Consider the following 16,434-nt stretch of genomic DNA (forward strand, 5'->3'; position numbering starts at 1 on the left):
TGTCCTTGCCCGCATGGCTGCGCGCGTGCGTGAGCGGGTTGGTCACCATCTTGAGGATGGGCGGATCGCTGCGCGCGGCCATGCGCGCGAAACCGAGCGCGATGGCCTGCCGCACCGGCCCCTCGAAGCGCACGCGGGTGCCGATCTTGATGCTGTAGGTGGGAATGCCCACGTCCGAGCACACCAGGCCGCCGGTACGCTCCGCCGCCTCGGCGGACTTGAGCATGATGGTGAGCGTCTTGCGCCCGGTGTCGTTGCCCTCGCGGGGCACCGCGTCGCGCAGGGCGGCCTGCGTGTCGTCGGGCACCTTCTTGAGGGACCATTCGTAGAGGTCGGCCGCGACCTGGGCCACCTGCTCGCTGGTGATGGGCATGTCTGCTTCTTTCTTTCAGGCGGCGACGCCGCTGCTCTGCGCGCGCAGCCTTGCCAAGCCATGGATGGTGGCCAGGGCCGGCACCGGCATCGCCACCGCCTCGGCGCATTCCAGCACCGCGCCGAGGATGGCGCCGATCTCCACCGGCCGGCCGGCCTCGAAGTCCTGCAGCATCGAGGTCTTGATGTGGCCCAGCGCCCTCGCCTGCGCGATGCGCCGCGCCGGCTCGATGTCCAGCGCTAGGCCGATGCGCCCGCCGATGCCCAGCAGCTCGTCCATCATGCGCACGAACAGGTCATGCAGCTCGGGCGTGTCGATCATGTCGTCGGTGTGCGCGCCGGTGAGCAGGCTCACCGGGTTGAAGCAGGCATTGCCCAGCAGCTTGAGCCAGATGTCGCGGCGGATGTCCTCGCTGACCTGCGCGTCGAGGCACGCTCCCTCGAGCCGCTGCGCCAGCGCCTGCACACGCGGGCTGTCGCCGCCGGCCGGCTCGCCCAGCAGCAGCCGGCCGCCGCTGTCGTGCTGCACCACGCCGGGTGCGGGGCAATGGCAGGCCGCGAAGACGCTCAGGCCCAGCACCTGGGGCAGCGGCAGCGCGGCTTCGATGCGCGCTTCAGGATCGACGCTGCGCAGCCGCAGGCCCGCACAGCTGCGGCCGCCGGCCAGGAAGTACCACCAGGGCAGGCCGTTGGCCGCGCTCAGCACCCGCGTGCCCGGATGCAGCAGGGGCGCGAGCCGCGGTGCCAGGACCGGCAGCGCGGGCGCCTTGACGGTCAGCAGCACGATGTCCTGCGGGCCCAGGGCGTCGGGGGTCTCGGCCGCGCGCACCGGCACGACGTGGCGCTCGCCCTGACTGCGCAGTTCCAGGCCGCGCTGCTGCAAGGCCTGCAGCGTGGCGCCGCGCGCCAGCACGCTGACCTTGTCGCCGGCCAGCGCCAACCGCGCGGCCAGCCAGCCGCCGATGGCACCGGCGCCGACCACGCAGATGCGCGGGGCCGCCGGCGCCTGCGCTTCGTCCGCCACAGGCCTGCTCATCACGCCGTGGGCAGCGGATAGTCGTGCTCGTTGGCCACCTTGCCCGGCTTGCCGGCGAAGTCCATGCGCGGCGGGGCGAAGATGTCCAGCAGCCAGGCGCCGCCGTCGTTGGTGTTGCGGCTGGTGTGGATCACCTTGGGCGGGATCACCGTGAGCGAGGGGCTGCCGACGCGGATCGCCTCGTCCTTGCGCCAGTCGTTCATGTCCGGCGTCCAGGGGTAGCGCATGTGGTGCACCCAGTCGCCGCGGATCACCAGCGAGCCCTGCTCGAAGTCCGCATGCGAATGGGGGCTGAGCTTGCGCACGTCGCGGGCCACCATGCGCGGCGTCATCACGTTCACCATCAGGTTGGTGCTGCGGAAGATGCGCATGTTGCTGTCGGCCTGCGTGTGCTGCGCCAGCGGATAGTGCCGCAGCCGGAAGCCATCGGCCGGCGTGGGCCAGGGCACGAGCGGCGCCACCTCCGGCGTGGGCGCGGCATAGTCGGCCGCGTTGCCGGCCAGCGCCAGCAGGTCGGCCGCCCGGTGGGAGAAGACACGGATCACCTGCCCGGCCGCCTTCATCACGACCCGGCTGTCGCCCGGCGGCACGATGGTCACGGACTCGGCACCGGCCTCGATGCTGGCGTCGCCCGCGTGGATGGTGGCACCGGCATCGGGCAGGAAGACAAAGTACTCGTCGGGCTGGCCCTGGCGCGCCATCGTCGCACCGGCCTGGACCTCGCTCACGGCCACGATGAAGTTGGCGCCGCGGCCCACCCAGGTGCGGGCGCCATCGGCCTCGTGCGCGGGCGGCTCGTCATGGTGGCGGGCGACGGAGGCGCGGCGGATCGTGGAAGTGCTCATGCAGTCACCTTCGAAGAGGAGGAAGAAGCCGGCGCGGCAGGCCGGGCGATGGCCTGCGCCGCCTGGCGCAGCAGCCCCTGGTCGGAGCCGTGGATGAACCAGCGCACGCCGAGGGCGCGGTAGCGCTCGCGCTCGGCCTGGCTGCCGACGAACATGCCGACCAGCTTGCCGGCGGCCACACCGTCGCGGATCACCTGCTCGGTGGCTTCGGTCACTTCGGGCGCCTGGGCACTGTCCAGGCCCATCGACAGCGCCAGGTCGGCGCGCCCGATGAAGAGCCCGGCCACGCCCTCAACGGCGGCGATGGCCGCGGCATTGCGCACCGCCGCCACGCTCTCGATCTGTGCCAGCACCACGCTGCGGTCGCCGTGTCGGATGGCCTCCTTCATGCCCAGGGCGCCATAGCCGGCCGCGCGCGGCGAGCTGGAGTAGCCGCGGTCGCCGCCCACGTAGCGGCAATGGGCGACCACCTCGCGCGCATCGGCCACGGTGTCCACATGCGGCACCAGCACGCCGGCCGCGCCCATGTCCAGCACCGACAGCAGGCCGGCGGCCGTGCGCTCCAGCACTCGCACGAACAGCGGCAGCCCGCAGCTGCGGCCCGCCATGAGCGCGAGGTCCAGCGCAGCCCGGTCGAAGGGCGCATGCTCGGCATCAAGCACCGCGAAGTCCAGGCCGGTGCCGCCCAGGATCTCCACGCACTGCGGCGAGGTGGTCTTGACGAAGGTGCCGACATGCCAGTCGTCACCGGTGGGAAGCAGTGGGCGCGTCATGGCGTGTCTCCGGCAGGTTCGCCCGGCGGCCGCTGCAGCGCCGGGCGGTGGAAGGTCTGGCCCAGCGCCGCGTAGTACGGGCCGCCGAGCCGCGCGATGGGGCGCAGGCGCTGGCCGTCGACGTTGCGCCCGTCGTAGACCGTGCGCGACAGATGGAAGCTCAGCACCTCGCCGATGTAGAGCGTATTGAGCCCGCGGCCCAGCGTGACGAACTGGTCCAGCCGGCATTCCATGTGGATGGGCGAGGCGGCGATGCGCGGCACCGGCGTGTGCACGCCGGGCAGCAGCGCGATGCCCAGGGCCTCGGGCTCGCCAACCTCCGGCGGGTAGTCGGCGCCGCACTGGTGCAGCGTCTCCATCACCTCCTCGGTGGCCACGTTGACGCAGAAGAAGCCGCTGTCGCGGATGTTGCGGGCCGTGTCCTTCAGCGTGCCCTGGCGCGTGCCGATGTTGACGGCAACCATGGGCGGGCTGTGAGCCACGTAGTTGTAGGAGCTGAAGGGCGCGGCATTGACGCGCCCGTCGCGGTCCACCGTCGTGATCCAGGCCACCGGCCGCGGCACGACGATGCCGCAGATCAGGCGGTAGGCGGTGGCCGTGTCCAGGCCGCTGGCGGCAACTTCCTCGTGGTCGTTCACGCGTGCGCCCTGCTGCCGCCCTTGGCGAACACGCGCCGGCCGGTGTCGTGCCACACGGCCCGCTGCTCGGCCGGCGAGAGCAGGTCCGACGCGTCGATCATGCGCTGGACCATGTCCTTGTAGGTGCCTGAGGAGGTGCCGATGTCCGAGCCCCACATCACCCGCTCGGCGCCGAACAGGTCGACGGCGCGCCGCAGCACCTGGTTGGCAGGAAAGCCTTCCTCGCGGCAGTGGTCGAGGTTGATGGAGGTGAACTTGAAGGAGATGCGCTCGCAGGCGGCCAGCTGCTCCCAGCGCGCATCCATGCCGAAGTGCGGGCCGTCGTGCAGCTCGGGCTCCAGCAGGTGGTCCAGCACGATACGCACGTTGCGGTAGCGCTCGGCCAGGGACAGCAGCGCCGGCACGGCCGGGCCGCCGCCACCCTGGGCCAGCACTTCCAGGTCCATCACGATGCCGGCCTCGTCCACGGCCTCCCAGCTCTTGAGCGCGTCGGGCGAATCGAGCCAGGGCATGCTGCCGTCGGGCTTTCGGCCGCCGAAGAGGCGCAGGCCCACCAGGTCGTGCTCGCGCACATAGCGGCGCACCAGGTCCGGCGTACCCGGGTCCTCGGCGTCCAGGATCACCACGGCGGAGAAGATCTCGGGGTGCGCGTCCGACGAGTCCAGGATGTAGCTGTTGTCGTAGCGGTAGACCATGCGCTTCTGCACCGCGACGGCACCGTCCACGTTCTCTTCCTTCATCCACACGCGCATGCGCGAGACGTCGGGCACCTCGTTGATGGGGTTCGGGCCGTGGTGGCCGCCGGGGCGGCCGATCACCCCCGGCGGTCGATAGGGCGCATCGGCGGCACGCTGCATGGGGTTGCGCGGATAGCGTTGCTGGTCGTCGGCCACCAGGTGGGCATGCGCATCGAACAGCAGGGGACGGGTGTCGCTCATTGGGTCAATCCAGGGTGATGTTGGTGGTCTCGATGACCTTCTTCCACTTGGCGCTGTCGCTGGCCATCAGCTGCACCAGCTGCTGCGGGCTGCCGCCGATGGGCGCGGCGCCGTACTGCTCCAGCCTGGCGCGGGCCTCGGGCGTGGCGATCACGGCATTGATCTCGGTGTTCAGGCGCGCCACCACGGCATCAGGCAGGCCCTTCGGTCCCACGACGGCCATCCAGACGGTCGCCTCGACGGGAATGCCCTGCTCGATGGCCGTGGGCACCTGCGGCAGGCCCGCGAAGCGCTGGCGCGAGGTGACGGCCAGGCCCTTGAGCTTGCCGGCCTGGATCTGCGGCACCAGCGAAGTGATGGGCATGGACACCGCATCGACGTTGCCGCCCACGGTGTCGGTGATGGCCGGCGTGTCGCCCTTGTAGGGCACGCCCAGCGCCTCGACCCTGGCCTGGCTCTTGAGCAGCTCGGCCGTGAGGTGGCCGATGGTGCCGTTGCCCGGGTTGGCGATGCTCACCTTGCCGGGCTGGGCCCGTGCCCGCTCCAGCAGCGCAGCCAGCGAATCGACCTTGAGTGCGGGGCTCGCCGCAATGCCCATCGGGATCTCGCCGATGGCGATCACCGGCGTCAGGTCCTTCTGCGGGTCGAAGCGCAGGTTCTTGTAGAGGTACTTGTTGTTGGCCAGCGGGCCCGAGGTGGAGAGCGCGAGCGTGTAGCCATCGGGCGCGGCCTTGGCAACCATGTCGGTGCCCAGGTTGCCGCCGGCACCGGCGCGGTTGTCGACCACGACCGGCTGGCCCAGCTTCTCCGACAGGCGCTGGCCGATGAGCCGGGCCAGCGCGTCGGTGCTGCCGCCGGCCGGGAAGGGAACGATCAGGGTGATCGGCTTGGCAGGCCAGTCGGCAGCCAGGGCCGGCAGCGCGGCGGAGCAGGCCAGCACCGCCATGGCGAGGCGTCGTTTCATCATGCGTGTCTCCGTTGGAATGCCGCGATCATGCGCAGCCCTGCCCCGCCGACCAAGCGGCCTTTGCGGACTTTCCGCGAGGCGGAAAGTCAGCGGCGCGGGGATGCCAGCGCCGCCAGCGCCCCGGCGATGGCCGCCGCGGCCTGCTGCAGTGGCGGCACGAAGCGCTCCACGGCCTGCGCGGACGTGAGCGCGGAGGAGAACCACGTCAGCCCGATGGTGGCCACCACGCGCGGGCCTTCGAAGATCGGCACCGCCACGGTCGAGGACTCCGGCCGCACCCGTGGATCGCGCAGCGCGTAGCCACGTGCGCGGGTCTCGTCCAGGACGGCGCGGATGGCGTCGGCGTCGCCCACCTCGCGCTCCTCCGGATGCGGCGTGCGGGCCAGCAGCTCGATCAGGGCCTGCTGCTCCTGCGCATCGGCGAAGGCCAGGTAGGCCCGGCCCAGCGCCTGCGTGAGCAGGCTCAGGCGCATGTTGATCGTGGAATGGAAGAAGGACAGCGGCGACTGCGGGATGGTGCTGTAGCGCACCACCATCGCATCGCCGTCATGCACTGCCACCGAGACCGGCCATTTCAGCTCGGCCGTCAGCCCGTCGGCGATGGCCGAGGACGCCTCGACGATGCGCGGCTCGCTGTGGTAGCCGCTGGCGAGCGAGGCCACCTCCGCCGTGAGGTAGTAGGCACCGTATTGCGGCGCATGCCGCACGAAACCGGTGGCCTGCAGGGTCTGCAGCAGCCGCACGATGCTGGGCTTGGGAATGCCGGTCTGCCGGTGCAGCACATCGAGCGTCGAGACAGGCTGCCGATTGAGCGCCTGCAGCAGCGCCAAGGCGCGGACGACGACATTGATGGGCGGGGTGGAGGGCATGGGGGCGGGAGGGCGCCGGATTCTAGGAAGCGGCCGCCCTGGGTCTGACGCCGCTCTCACGCCTCCTCTCGGATCGAGGCGGAACCGCAGAACGCGAAGCCGCCCACCCGCTCCCACGGCCCGCCCATGTAGTACCACAGGTCCAGGCCGGTCGCCCCGACCTTCCAGGGCACGAAGTCGCGAGCAAGTTCGGCATGCAGCGCCCGGGCCTGCTCGGGGCGCACCTTGTTCTGCACCGTCACATGCAGCGGGCCGCGCCATTGCCGGTCCTGCGCACCGAGCATGCCCGACCAGTGCGTTGCGAGCGCCTCCCGCAATCGCAACGCTTCCGGCGCGCTCATGGCATAGGCGACGCCCGCCCCAAGGAACTGAACGCGGTCCACATCCAGCTCGAAGGGCGCGGTGCGATTGGCGATCTCAGCCATGTCCTCGCGCACCCTCGGCAATTCGGCGATGGGCAAGGCATGGAACAGGGTGATGTGCGCATCGAGCCAATTGCGCGACGGCGGAAAGTGGGCGCTGCGCAGCGCAGTCAGCGCCGCGGCGGACGCATCGTCCATGCGCAGCGTGACGATCAGAGCGGTCGGTCGCATGGGTCAGGAGTGGACCATGAGTTGGTGCGCGACAGGCCCATCGCTTCCGATCAAGGGATCAGAGCCACGCACCAAGGCGACCGCTACTCTGCCGGAAAGTCCTGGGCCGGCTGCACGCGCCATTCGCCGCCGCCCAGCAATTCCAGCACATGCGTGTGGTAGCGCAGCACGGCATGCCGGTGCGCGATGCTGACCATGGTGGCGCCTGTGTCGCGCAGGCGCTGATAAAGCGCCGCCTCCGTGGCCGCGTCCAGCGCGCTGGTGGCCTCGTCGAGGATGACCACGCGCGGACGGCGGGCCAGCACCCGGGCGAAGGCCATGCGCTGCTGCTCGCCCATGGACAGCAGCTTCTCCCAGTCGTGCACCGCATCCAGCCCGCCCACGCGCTCGGCCAGGCCGCCCAGGTGCACGGCATCCAGGATGTCGAGCAGCTGCGCATCGCTGTGCTTCGACGCATCGGCCGGGTAGAGGATCTGGCTGCGCAGTGTGCCCAGTTGCATGTAAGGCCGCTGCGGCAGGAAGAACACCTGCTCGGGCGGCAGGGTGCGTACCGTGCCGCTGCCATTGCGCCACAACCCCGCCAGGGCCCGCAGCAGAGAGCTCTTCCCGCAACCGCTCGGGCCCGCGATCATCAATCCCTCGCCCGGCCCCAGGCGCAGCGAAAGGTCACGGATCAGCAGCCGGTTGAACTGCGGCGTGTAAAGCGTCACCTTCTCCACGCAGAGTTCGTCGTCGCCGCATTCGCTCTGGATCTGCGTCCCGGGTGGCGTCGCGACGGCCACGGCCGAAGGTGCCCGCGTGCTGCCGGGCATGACCACGCCCGCCAGCGTATGGAGCCGGTCAATGCCGGCGACGAAGCGGCTCAGCCCCTCGAAGTTGTCGACGATCAGGCCCACGGCACCCAGCACTGCGGCGAAGGCGCCGCCTGCCTGCACGGCGCGGCCCACTTCCAGGTTGCCGGCGAGCACCTCGCCCGCGAGGATGATGCTGGGCACCACCAGCGTCAGCTGGCTGAAGGCGCGCTGGAAGAGGTTGAGCGAGCGCTGCTTCTTGATGAGCCGGCCGTAGTTGGCGAAGGCGGCCTGGAAGCGGTTGTCCAGCTCCGTCCGCTCCTGCGCCTCACCACGATAGAAGGCAATGGACTCGGCGTTCTCGCGAAAGCGCATCAGGCCGAAGCGGAAATCCGCCTCGCGCCGCAGCTGCCAGAAGTTCAGCCGGATCAGCGGAGCCCCGAAGACATACAGCGCCACCACCGTGCCCACCGTGGCATAGATGGCCAGGAAGAGCACCAGCATCTTCGAGATGGACCACAGCACAGCGCTGAAGGCCACCAGCTGCATCAGCGAACCCAGAAAGATCAGCGCGTAGTTGATGGACCGGCCGGTGAAGGTGTTGATGTCTTCGCTGATGCGCTGGTCGGGGTTGTCCAGGTCTTCACGGCTGGACAGTTCGTAGTAGCGACGCTGCTGCAGGTAGCCGTCGAGGAAGCGGTGCGTGAGCCAGCGGCGCCAATGGTTGCCGAGGTAGTCCCGCATGTAGTAGTAGCCGGCATACATGGGGGCTGCGAAGGCCAGTACCACCAGACTCCAGCGCACGGCGCTCCAGAAGCGGTCGGCGTCGCGAGCGGCCAGGGCCGAGGTCATCTCGCCCGTGCGCGAGATCAGCATCACGGCCAGTTGGGTCTCGCACAGCATCACGACCAGCAGCACGCCCAGCAGGCTCCAGGCCTTGACGCGCTGGTCACCGACCCAGTAAGGCCGGGCCACTTCCATGAACTGCCGCCACGCCGCCATCGAGAGCGTGGGGGCGCGGCTTCGGCGCGGCTTGGTCTTGCGATCGCGGGGCTTGGGCGAAAGGTCGGCGGCGGGCGTGGGTGGCGCGATGGCGGACATCAGGCGTCTGAAGTCAGGGGAAGGGGATGCAGCGCCCGTGCGCAGCTTGCGCGGGCACGGGGGGCTTCAGACTTGGCAGGGCAGGCGCGGTCAGCAGCAGCCCAGCTGCGCCTGCACGGCGCGGCCGCTCAGGCCGGCGCGCTCGACGGCAACGATCAACCGCTGCTCGTCGACGCCCAGCTCCTGGGCGTAGTGGCGGATCTCGATGCGGTCGTTGACGTTGATGTCCGACCGCTCGCTGCGGCGCAGGGCGAAGGGCTCTTCGGCAAGGTACTTTTCCATCGAATGCATGACCGGCTCCCAAACGTTCTTGGTGGTGATCGAGTGCGGACGATGATCCGGGCGATAGGGCATCCGGGCCTTGCGGACGGCGGCTGATGCCGTTGAAGTCCGCCGCCTACGCGCAGCGCAGGCGGCCATGCCGCGCGGGGCGGCTTAGCGGCCCGACTGGCGCATCGGCATGCGGTCGATGGTGCGGAAGATCTCGGCCAGGTCGGCGCCGCCGTTCTGGCGCAGCTTGGCGCCGCCGTCCTTGCCCACCAGCACCAGCTGCGCGGGGGCTTCGGCGCGGAGTTCGAGCGCGGCAAGCAGCGCCCGGGTCTGTCCGGGCGTCAGGGCCCGGCCGTCGCGGCTGCCGACGCCGGCCACGACCCGGTAGAGCACCATCTCGCGTTCGATGAAGGCCTCGCGCGCGGCCGTGCGGGCCAGGGTGGCCTCGACCTCGCGCAGCAGCGGATCGTCGGCGCGCGGCGCGACGACCACCAGCGGCCGGGTCTTCCAACGCTCGGCATCGAGCGGATTGACGTCGGCCGCCATGGCAGCGCCAAGCGCGGCGAGGCCGGAAAGGGCGAAAGTGGCGGTGCTGGCAGTTCGCTGAATCGGGTTCATGCGGTCGATCGTCGGTACACGGCCAGTCCGGCCGTGCCCGTCACCATGCTGCGTCGGGGTCGGCCGCGACCGCGGCAGCCGGGTCCGGCAGCGGCAATGGCGGCCGTCGCTTGCAGCCACTGCGGCTGCGGCACGAGCCGCGTCGACAAGTCGGCGCCCGGCGTGCTAGATTCAATTGGTACAACCATTCATCATCATATTCACTGCCCTGGAAGAACGCCATGCTTGTCCACACACCCATCCGCACCCTTGGAGCGCCACGCTGATGGCGGGCCCGCTCCACGGTGTACGCGTGATCGAGATCGCCTCGATCGGCCCCGGCCCGCTGGCCGCCATGCTGCTGGCCGACATGGGCGCCGAGGTGATCCGTGTCGACCGCCCCGGTCCGGCCGCCGGCGGCATGGTGCCGCCGCACCAGGACATCTCGCGCCGCGGCCGGCGCTCCATCGCCCTCGACGTCAAGCAGGACGCCGCCCGCCAGGTGCTGCTGCGTCTGATCGAGGGCGCCGACGTGCTGGTGGAGGGCTTTCGCCCGGGCGTCATGGAACGGCTGGGGCTGGGGCCCGACGCCTGCCTGGCGCGCAACCCGCGTCTGGTCTACGGGCGCATGACCGGGTGGGGCCAGCAGGGCCCGCTGGCCACGGCGGCAGGACACGACATCAACTACATCGCCCTGGCCGGCGCGCTGGGCATGATCGGAACGCCCGAGGCGCCGGTGACGCCGCTCAACCTGGTGGGCGACTACGGCGGCGGCACCATGCTGCTGGCCTTCGGCATCGCCTGCGCGCTGTTCGAGGCACGGGGAAGCGGCAAGGGCCAGGTGGTCGATGCGGCCATGGTGGACGGCGTGTCGCTGCTGATGACGCTGTTCCACAGCGTGCAGGCTGCCGGCCGCACGAGGCCGCGCGGCACCGGCGTGCTGGATGGCGGCAGCCACTACTACGGCAGCTACCGCTGCGCCGACGGCGGCTGGATCTCGCTGGGCAGCATCGAGCCGCAGTTCTACGCCCTGCTGCTGGACAAGCTGGGCATCGAAGACCCTGCGGCCTGGCCGCAGCACGATGCCAGCCGCTGGCCGGCGCTGAAGGCAGCGCTGGCCCACCGCTTCGCCCAGAAGACACGCGACGAATGGTGTGCACTGCTCGAAGGCACGGACGTGTGCTTCGCGCCGGTGCTGGCCCTGGACGAGGTGCCCGGCCATCCGCACCAGAAGGCGCGGGACGCCTTCTACACGCAGGATGGCCTGACGCAGCCGGCGCCGGCGCCCCGCTTCAGCCGTTCCGCGCCCGAGCGGCCCCGCGCGCCGGTGGCTGCTGGCACGGACACCGAGGCGATCCTGCGCGAACTCGGCTACGGCGACGCAGACATCATCGCCCTGCGCGGCGCGGGCGTGGGCTGAACGGGCGCGCCGCTTGCCTCGGCTGGATCAAACAGCAAGGACGGGCATGACGGCCTTGCTCGCGCCCCCTCAGGCCACCAATGCTGCAGCCGCCGACAGGCGCTCGCGGCACTCGCGGGCCATGCGCGCCAGCAGGTCGGCGCACGAGGGGATGTCATCGACCAGGCCGACCACCTGGCCGGCCCACACCACGCCGTCGTCGACGGCGCCCGACTGCAGCGTGGCGCGCCCGCGGGCGCCGGCCACCAGCGGACGCAGGTCGTCGAAGCTGCAGCCGCCGACGCGGCTTTCGAGCGCCACCACCTCTTCGCTGATGGCATTGCGCAGCACCCGGGCGGTGTTGCGCAGCGTGCGGAACATGAGCCGGGTGTCCGTCTCCCGCGCGGCGAGCAGGGCCTGCTTGATGTTCGCGTGCACCGGCGCTTCCTGCGTGGCGACGAAGCGGGTGCCCATGTTGACGCCCTCGGCGCCCAGCGCCAGGGCCGCCGCCATGCCGGCGCCGGTGGCGATGCCGCCGGAGGCGATCACGGGAATGCGCAGCGCCCGCACCGCGGACGGAATGAGCACCAGGCCGGGCACATCGTCCTCGCCGGGATGGCCCGCGCATTCGAAGCCGTCGATGCTCACCAGATCGACGCCGCGCTTCTCGGCCGCCAGCGCGTGGCGCACCGAGGTGCACTTGTGGATGACCGTGATGCCCGCCCCCTTGAGACGGTCGAAGACCTCGGCCGGCACGTTGCCTGCAGTCTCCACGACCCGCACGCCGCCCTCGACGATGACATCGAAGATGCGCTCGTAGGGGGGTGGCGTGGTCGTGCGCAGCATGGTCACGTTGACGCCGAAGGGCTGTTGCGTCATGCCGCGGCAGTGCTCGATCTCACGGGCCAGGTCTTCGGGGGTGGGCTGGGTCAGGGCGCTGAGGGTGCCCAGGCCGCCGGCGTTGCTGACGGCCGAGGCCATTTCGGCCGTGCCGACCCACTGCATGCCGCCCTGGATGATCGGCAGCCGGATCCCGAGGGCGGTGCTGACGCGTGTCTTCATTTGCAAGCTCGGCTCAGGCGTTCTGCCCTCTTCATGGTTGATCCCCGCTCCGGCGGCGCGGTCGCCCATCAGGGCTGCGGCCGTCCTGGCAGGGTGCGAAAGCCGCCGCTCAGGACCGGACCGCGGCGCGCCCGTGGCTCAGCACCACGGCCTCGCGCGCCGGCACGCGGGCGCGCAGGGCGAGTTCGCCGCCGCCCAGGTCCCAGAAGTCGAAGACCAGCGTCTCGCCCGGAAACACGGGCGAGGACAGGCGCGCCCGCAGACCCGTGAGCCGCGAAGGATCGCCGCCGCAGAAGTGCTGCACGGCGGCAAGGCCCGCCATGCCCCAGGTCGCCAGGCCGTGCAGGATGGGCCGCGGAAAGCCCGAGCGCGTGGCCGCCCCGGGGTCGATGTGCAGCGGATTGAGGTCGCCGGACAGGCGGTAGAGCACGGCCGCGTCGGGCCGCGTTGCGAGCGTCACGCTGAGGTCGGGCGGCGTGCCGGGCACGGCGGCCGGCGCGGGCGCCGGCGCATCGCTGGCGGTGCCCGCCGGAAAGCCCCCGTTGCCGCGCAGGAACAGCACCTGCTCGCAGGTGGCCAGCCGCTCGCCGGTGGCTTCGTCGGTCAGCACCTTCTCGACATGCATCACGGCGCCCTTGCCCTCGCCCTTGTCCACGAGGCGGACGACGCGGCTGCGGCCGATCACCGCTGCCGCCGGCGGCAGCGGCGCATGCAGCGTGACGGCCTGCTCGCCATGCACCAGCTTCAGGTAATCGATGCCCAGCTCGGCGCGCTCGCGCATCCACGAACCCGGCGAGGCCAGCACGGCCGCCATGGTGGGCAGCGCCGTCAGCTCCTTCTCGTAGACGAATCGCAGTTGCTGCGGATCGAGCGGATCGGCACCTGCGCCGAGGCCGAGGGCGTAGAGGATGCAGTCCTTGGTGGTGTAGTGCTGGCGCACGTCGCCAGAGTGCCAGGCACGGGTCTTGTCGGGATCGATCATGGAAGAAGCGCCGCGTCAGGCGTCGTTGGAGGAAGGGGGCGCCGGCCAGTGGAACTGGGCCGGCTCCTTGTGGGCAAAGCGGCGCACGGCCTCGCTCACGTAGTCGCTGGCGCCCACCACGGGGTTGGAGAGCTGCTCCAGATCGAGCATGGTCCCAAGCCCGCTCTGCAGCGAAGCCTGCAGCGCCCGCTTGCTCAGACGCAAGGCCACCGGCGAGGCGCCGCCGAAGCTCTGTGCGATGGCCAGGGCGCGCGGCAGCAGCGCTTCGGGCGCGAGCACCTCCATTGCCAGGCCCATCTGCCGCGCCTCGTCGGCGCCGAACTCGCGGGCCGAGAAGATCAGCTCCTTGGCCCGCTGCAGGCCGACCACGCGAGGCAGCGTGTACCAGGCGCCCACATCCGGCACCAGGCCCACGCGATGGAAGACCATGGCCAGGCGCACGCGGCGACTGACGAGCACGATGTCGGCCGTGAGGGCCAGACTCAGCCCGGCGCCGAAGGCCACGCCGTCGACCGCCGCGATGAGGGGTTTGTCCAGGCCGAGCAGGGTCTCGGTCAACGCGCGGTAGCGCTGCATGCCGGCCAGGCGCTGCTCGGCCGTGCGCGGGCCGGCATCGGCCATGACCTTGAGATCGCCCCCGGCGCAGAAGTCGCCGCCCGCGCCGGCCAGCACGACCGAACGCACCGCATCGTCCTGCTGGGCCTCCCGCAGCGCGGCAGTGAGTGCGTCAGCCAAAGCGGGGCTGAGCGCGTTGCGGCTGCCGGGACGGTCGAGAGTGAGCACGAGGGCGGCCGCCTCGCGCCCCACGTGCAGACCGGTCGCGCCACTCACCGGCCGGCCTCCGGCATGGCAGCAGCGGGGGTGGCACAGCCGGCCTCCGAGACCGGCACGCCGCCCTCCATCCGGTCGCAGAACTCGGTCATGCCCAGCGCGATGCGGTCTCCGCAGCGCCATTCGGTCAGGCTTTCGGTGATCCGGGTCTCGCTGCCGCCGTCGCGGCGCCTGTGGCGCAGCGGCACGGTGCGCAGCACCCTGCCCTGGAGCACATAGACGCCCTGGGCCGTGGTGACGGTGGCGGTCACCGCACGCGGATACCAGGCCTCGTCGTAGTCGGTCTCGATGCGGCCGTCGATCACCGGCTCGTAGACACCGCCGCGCAGCACGTTGCCGCTGATGCGGTCCGGGCCGCCCTCGGGCCGGCCCTTGATCGACAGCAGCACGCCGAAGTCGCGGTCGAAGGTGACCGGGATCCACTTGTACCAAAAGAAGCTGTGCCAGTGCCGGGGACCCCAGGACTTGTCGCGGTAGCCCGTGCCCTGCACGAAGTCGAAGCGCTGCCCGTCCACCGCGATGTGTCCGGTGACGGCCATGTTCTGCTCGGTGTGGCCACGGTAGACCGACAGCGCCGGATCGATGTCGAGGGGCCGCCCATCCAGCGTGACGATCTCGCCGCCATGCATGGGCGAGATGCCCTCGAAGTCCAGCACGAACGCGCCCGGCTTCTTCGGACAGGTCTTGAAGGCACGGCTCGGATCGGCCATGGCCAGGGGGTCGTCCATGATGAGCAGCTCGCCCGCGTAGCTGCAGCGCAGCTGTCGGAAGGGCTCGATCACCTCGAAGCGCATGCCGCCGGCATCCATGGCGTCGTTGTTGTCGATGGCCGGCCGCCCGAACATGAAGGCCACCCGCCCGTCGGGCAGGTAGATGCAGCAGGTCATCTCGGCATGGCCTTCGTTGGGCCGGTTGCCCAGACGGAACCAGGCGCCCACGCCCGTGGCCGTCTCGAAGGCATTGAAGTACATGCTCTCGTTGTAGTTGCCTGCGGCTTCGGGCGTGTGGGTGTACTCGTCACGCGGATCGAGACGCAGGCGGGTGTCGGGAGGCATGTACATGGGGGCTCCTGGCGGGTCGCGGCGCTCAGAGGCTGATGTGGAAGCCGCCGTTGACGCCGATGTGCTGGCCGGTCATGTAGCTGCCGGCATCCGAGAGCAGGAAGGCCAGCATGCGCACCGCCTCCTCGGCGGTGGACCAGCGGCCCAGGGGAATCTGCGCCAACATGCCGTCCTTGAACTTGTCGCCGCGCACCACCTCGGTCATGGGCGTCTCCACCACGCCGAAGCAGATGGAGTTGGTGCGGATGTTGTAGCGCCCCCATTCCCGCGCGGCGGTCATCGTCATGCCCAGCAGGCCGGCCTTGGCGGCGGCGTAGTTGATCTGACCGATGGAGCCCTTGCGGCCGGCGTCCGACGAGATGTTGATGATCGAGCCACCGCGGGTGTCGCCGCCGCGCGAGCGTGCCACCATGTGCCTGCCCACGGCCTGCAGCCAGTAGAAGCTGCCGGTGAGGTGCACGTCGATGACGTCCTTCCATTGCTGGTCGGTCATCTTCTCGATCATGGCGGGACGGGTGATGCCGGCGTTGTTGACCAGGCCGTGCAGGGCGCCGAATCGCTCCACCGCCTCGTCCACGGCGCGGGTGGCCAGCGCGGCGTCGGTCACGCTGCCGACCACGGTCATCACACGGTCGGCGGGCAGCTCGGCCATGGCGGCGCGCAGCGTGTCGCCGTTCATGTCCACCGCCACCACGCGGCCATCGAGCTCAACGATCAGCTCGGTCAGCGCCTTGCCGATGCCCTGGCCGGCGCCAGTGACGACCACCGTGCGGTCCTGGAGAGTGACGAGAGGGTTCATGGATAGACGTTCAATATTGTTTGGTTGAACCAATAATATTTGCTGTCTGCTTGCGGCGTCAACGGTCGGCCAGTGCAGACGGCCATCGCATCTGTCGCATCCGTGTCGCGCGCCTTTTTGGTTGAACCAATATTATGATCACAGCCGCTTTTCAAGGCTCACAGGAGAAACGCCGATGACCATCAAGGGCAAGGCCTGCATCGCAGGGGCCTTCGAGCATCCGACGCGCAAGGCGCCGGACAAGACCGTGGCCCAGCTGCATGCCGAATGCGCACGCGGCGCACTGGCCGATGCCGGCCTCACGCTGCAGGACGTGGACGGCTACTTCTGCGCCGGCGACGCGCCCGGGCTGGGCGCCAACAGCATGGCCGACTACCTGGGCCTGACCCGCCTGCGCCACGTCGACAACACCGACACCGGCGGCTCGGCCTACCTCATCCACGTCGCGCATGCCGCCCAGGCCATCGCCGCGGGCAAGTGCGACGTGGCCCTGATCACCCTGGCCGGGCG

At 70.5% G+C, this 16,434-nt stretch carries 18 protein-coding genes and 1 pseudogene; 2 read left to right on the plus strand and 17 right to left on the minus strand.

Features of this window, described 5'->3' with window-relative positions; translation table 11 throughout:
- The 12 genes from QZ772_RS15665 to QZ772_RS15720 form a co-directional block, all read right to left on the minus strand.
- Positions 1–373: fumarate hydratase (locus tag QZ772_RS15665; protein WP_295528095.1), on the minus strand; the 373-nt coding region annotated here is incomplete at its 3' end.
- Positions 374–388: 15 nt separating this feature from the next.
- A complete protein-coding gene (locus tag QZ772_RS15670) occupies positions 389–1,408 on the minus strand; it encodes a 2-dehydropantoate 2-reductase (protein WP_295528097.1) in 1,020 nt (339 codons plus the stop codon).
- Positions 1,408–2,253 carry a hypothetical protein gene (locus QZ772_RS15675; RefSeq protein ID WP_295528100.1) on the minus strand — a complete coding sequence of 282 codons (846 nt, stop codon included), beginning with the start codon at positions 2,251–2,253 and terminating at the stop codon, positions 1,408–1,410. Before QZ772_RS15675 ends, QZ772_RS15670 begins: the two co-directional genes overlap by 1 nt.
- Positions 2,250–3,026: an aldolase/citrate lyase family protein gene (locus QZ772_RS15680; RefSeq protein ID WP_295528102.1), complete on the minus strand. Its 777-nt coding sequence runs from the start codon at positions 3,024–3,026 to the stop codon at positions 2,250–2,252. The genes QZ772_RS15675 and QZ772_RS15680 overlap by 4 nt, the downstream gene beginning before the upstream one ends.
- On the minus strand, positions 3,023–3,664 hold the full coding sequence (locus tag QZ772_RS15685; RefSeq protein ID WP_295528105.1) for a flavin reductase family protein: 642 nt from the start codon (positions 3,662–3,664) through the stop codon (positions 3,023–3,025). Before QZ772_RS15685 ends, QZ772_RS15680 begins: the two co-directional genes overlap by 4 nt.
- On the minus strand, positions 3,661–4,602 hold the full coding sequence (locus QZ772_RS15690; protein WP_295528108.1) for an amidohydrolase: 942 nt from the start codon (positions 4,600–4,602) through the stop codon (positions 3,661–3,663). Before QZ772_RS15690 ends, QZ772_RS15685 begins: the two co-directional genes overlap by 4 nt.
- Before the next feature lie 4 nt (positions 4,603–4,606).
- Complete coding sequence (locus tag QZ772_RS15695) at positions 4,607–5,569, minus strand: tripartite tricarboxylate transporter substrate binding protein (protein WP_295528111.1); 963 nt, start codon at positions 5,567–5,569, stop codon at positions 4,607–4,609.
- 86 nt (positions 5,570–5,655) lie between these two features.
- Positions 5,656–6,438 carry a DNA-binding transcriptional regulator gene (locus tag QZ772_RS15700; protein WP_295528113.1) on the minus strand — a complete coding sequence of 261 codons (783 nt, stop codon included), beginning with the start codon at positions 6,436–6,438 and terminating at the stop codon, positions 5,656–5,658.
- Between the two features lie 56 nt (positions 6,439–6,494).
- On the minus strand, positions 6,495–7,031 hold the full coding sequence (locus QZ772_RS15705) for a 2'-5' RNA ligase family protein (RefSeq protein WP_295528115.1): 537 nt from the start codon (positions 7,029–7,031) through the stop codon (positions 6,495–6,497).
- 83 nt (positions 7,032–7,114) lie between these two features.
- Positions 7,115–8,923, minus strand: a complete 1,809-nt coding sequence (locus QZ772_RS15710) for an ABC transporter ATP-binding protein/permease (RefSeq protein ID WP_366510606.1) — start codon at positions 8,921–8,923, stop codon at positions 7,115–7,117.
- A gap of 90 nt (positions 8,924–9,013) precedes the next feature.
- A complete protein-coding gene (locus QZ772_RS15715; RefSeq protein WP_295528118.1) occupies positions 9,014–9,214 on the minus strand; it encodes a DUF3606 domain-containing protein in 201 nt (66 codons plus the stop codon).
- Positions 9,215–9,358: 144 nt separating this feature from the next.
- Positions 9,359–9,811 (minus strand): DUF4174 domain-containing protein, encoded by a 453-nt coding sequence (locus tag QZ772_RS15720; protein WP_295528121.1) that lies wholly within the window; start codon positions 9,809–9,811, stop codon positions 9,359–9,361.
- Positions 9,812–10,076: 265 nt separating this feature from the next.
- Here QZ772_RS15720 and QZ772_RS15725 point away from each other — a divergent pair, with 265 nt between their 5' ends.
- The gene (locus tag QZ772_RS15725; protein WP_295528123.1) at positions 10,077–11,210 is read left to right on the plus strand and encodes a CaiB/BaiF CoA-transferase family protein; all 1,134 of its coding nucleotides are present in this window, start codon (positions 10,077–10,079) and stop codon (positions 11,208–11,210) included.
- A 69-nt stretch (positions 11,211–11,279) separates the two neighbouring features.
- Here QZ772_RS15725 and QZ772_RS15730 read toward each other — a convergent pair whose 3' ends face one another.
- From QZ772_RS15730 to QZ772_RS15750, 5 genes are all read right to left on the minus strand, one after another.
- The gene (locus QZ772_RS15730) at positions 11,280–12,251 is read right to left on the minus strand and encodes a nitronate monooxygenase family protein (protein WP_295528125.1); all 972 of its coding nucleotides are present in this window, start codon (positions 12,249–12,251) and stop codon (positions 11,280–11,282) included.
- A gap of 109 nt (positions 12,252–12,360) precedes the next feature.
- A complete protein-coding gene (locus QZ772_RS15735) occupies positions 12,361–13,233 on the minus strand; it encodes a MaoC/PaaZ C-terminal domain-containing protein (RefSeq protein ID WP_295528126.1) in 873 nt (290 codons plus the stop codon).
- 15 nt (positions 13,234–13,248) lie between these two features.
- A complete protein-coding gene (locus QZ772_RS15740; protein WP_295528128.1) occupies positions 13,249–14,064 on the minus strand; it encodes an enoyl-CoA hydratase/isomerase family protein in 816 nt (271 codons plus the stop codon).
- Positions 14,061–15,125 carry a hypothetical protein gene (locus QZ772_RS15745; RefSeq protein WP_295528130.1) on the minus strand — a complete coding sequence of 355 codons (1,065 nt, stop codon included), beginning with the start codon at positions 15,123–15,125 and terminating at the stop codon, positions 14,061–14,063. Before QZ772_RS15745 ends, QZ772_RS15740 begins: the two co-directional genes overlap by 4 nt.
- Positions 15,126–15,150: 25 nt before the next feature.
- Positions 15,151–15,924 carry an SDR family NAD(P)-dependent oxidoreductase gene (locus tag QZ772_RS15750; protein ID WP_295528133.1) on the minus strand — a complete coding sequence of 258 codons (774 nt, stop codon included), beginning with the start codon at positions 15,922–15,924 and terminating at the stop codon, positions 15,151–15,153.
- A gap of 175 nt (positions 15,925–16,099) precedes the next feature.
- Between QZ772_RS15750 and QZ772_RS15755 the strand changes: the two are divergent.
- Positions 16,100–16,434: pseudogene (locus QZ772_RS15755) on the plus strand (thiolase domain-containing protein); the annotation flags it as partial.

The organism is uncultured Pseudacidovorax sp. (assembly GCF_913773995.1).
Lineage (GTDB): Bacteria > Pseudomonadota > Gammaproteobacteria > Burkholderiales > Burkholderiaceae_C > Xenophilus.

Coding starts and splice junctions, on each gene's coding strand:
- QZ772_RS15710 (WP_366510606.1), bottom strand. CDS start 8,923: ATGTCCGCCATCGCGCCACCCACGCCCGCCGCCGACCTTTCGCCCAAG.
- QZ772_RS15680 (WP_295528102.1), bottom strand. CDS start 3,026: ATGACGCGCCCACTGCTTCCCACCGGTGACGACTGGCATGTCGGCACC.
- QZ772_RS15720 (WP_295528121.1), bottom strand. CDS start 9,811: ATGAACCCGATTCAGCGAACTGCCAGCACCGCCACTTTCGCCCTTTCC.
- QZ772_RS15705 (WP_295528115.1), bottom strand. CDS start 7,031: ATGCGACCGACCGCTCTGATCGTCACGCTGCGCATGGACGATGCGTCC.
- QZ772_RS15690 (WP_295528108.1), bottom strand. CDS start 4,602: ATGAGCGACACCCGTCCCCTGCTGTTCGATGCGCATGCCCACCTGGTG.
- QZ772_RS15695 (WP_295528111.1), bottom strand. CDS start 5,569: ATGATGAAACGACGCCTCGCCATGGCGGTGCTGGCCTGCTCCGCCGCG.
- QZ772_RS15730 (WP_295528125.1), bottom strand. CDS start 12,251: ATGAAGACACGCGTCAGCACCGCCCTCGGGATCCGGCTGCCGATCATC.
- QZ772_RS15670 (WP_295528097.1), bottom strand. CDS start 1,408: ATGAGCAGGCCTGTGGCGGACGAAGCGCAGGCGCCGGCGGCCCCGCGC.
- QZ772_RS15745 (WP_295528130.1), bottom strand. CDS start 15,125: ATGTACATGCCTCCCGACACCCGCCTGCGTCTCGATCCGCGTGACGAG.
- QZ772_RS15725 (WP_295528123.1), top strand. CDS start 10,077: ATGGCGGGCCCGCTCCACGGTGTACGCGTGATCGAGATCGCCTCGATC.
- QZ772_RS15675 (WP_295528100.1), bottom strand. CDS start 2,253: ATGAGCACTTCCACGATCCGCCGCGCCTCCGTCGCCCGCCACCATGAC.
- QZ772_RS15735 (WP_295528126.1), bottom strand. CDS start 13,233: ATGATCGATCCCGACAAGACCCGTGCCTGGCACTCTGGCGACGTGCGC.
- QZ772_RS15715 (WP_295528118.1), bottom strand. CDS start 9,214: ATGCATTCGATGGAAAAGTACCTTGCCGAAGAGCCCTTCGCCCTGCGC.
- QZ772_RS15750 (WP_295528133.1), bottom strand. CDS start 15,924: ATGAACCCTCTCGTCACTCTCCAGGACCGCACGGTGGTCGTCACTGGC.
- QZ772_RS15700 (WP_295528113.1), bottom strand. CDS start 6,438: ATGCCCTCCACCCCGCCCATCAATGTCGTCGTCCGCGCCTTGGCGCTG.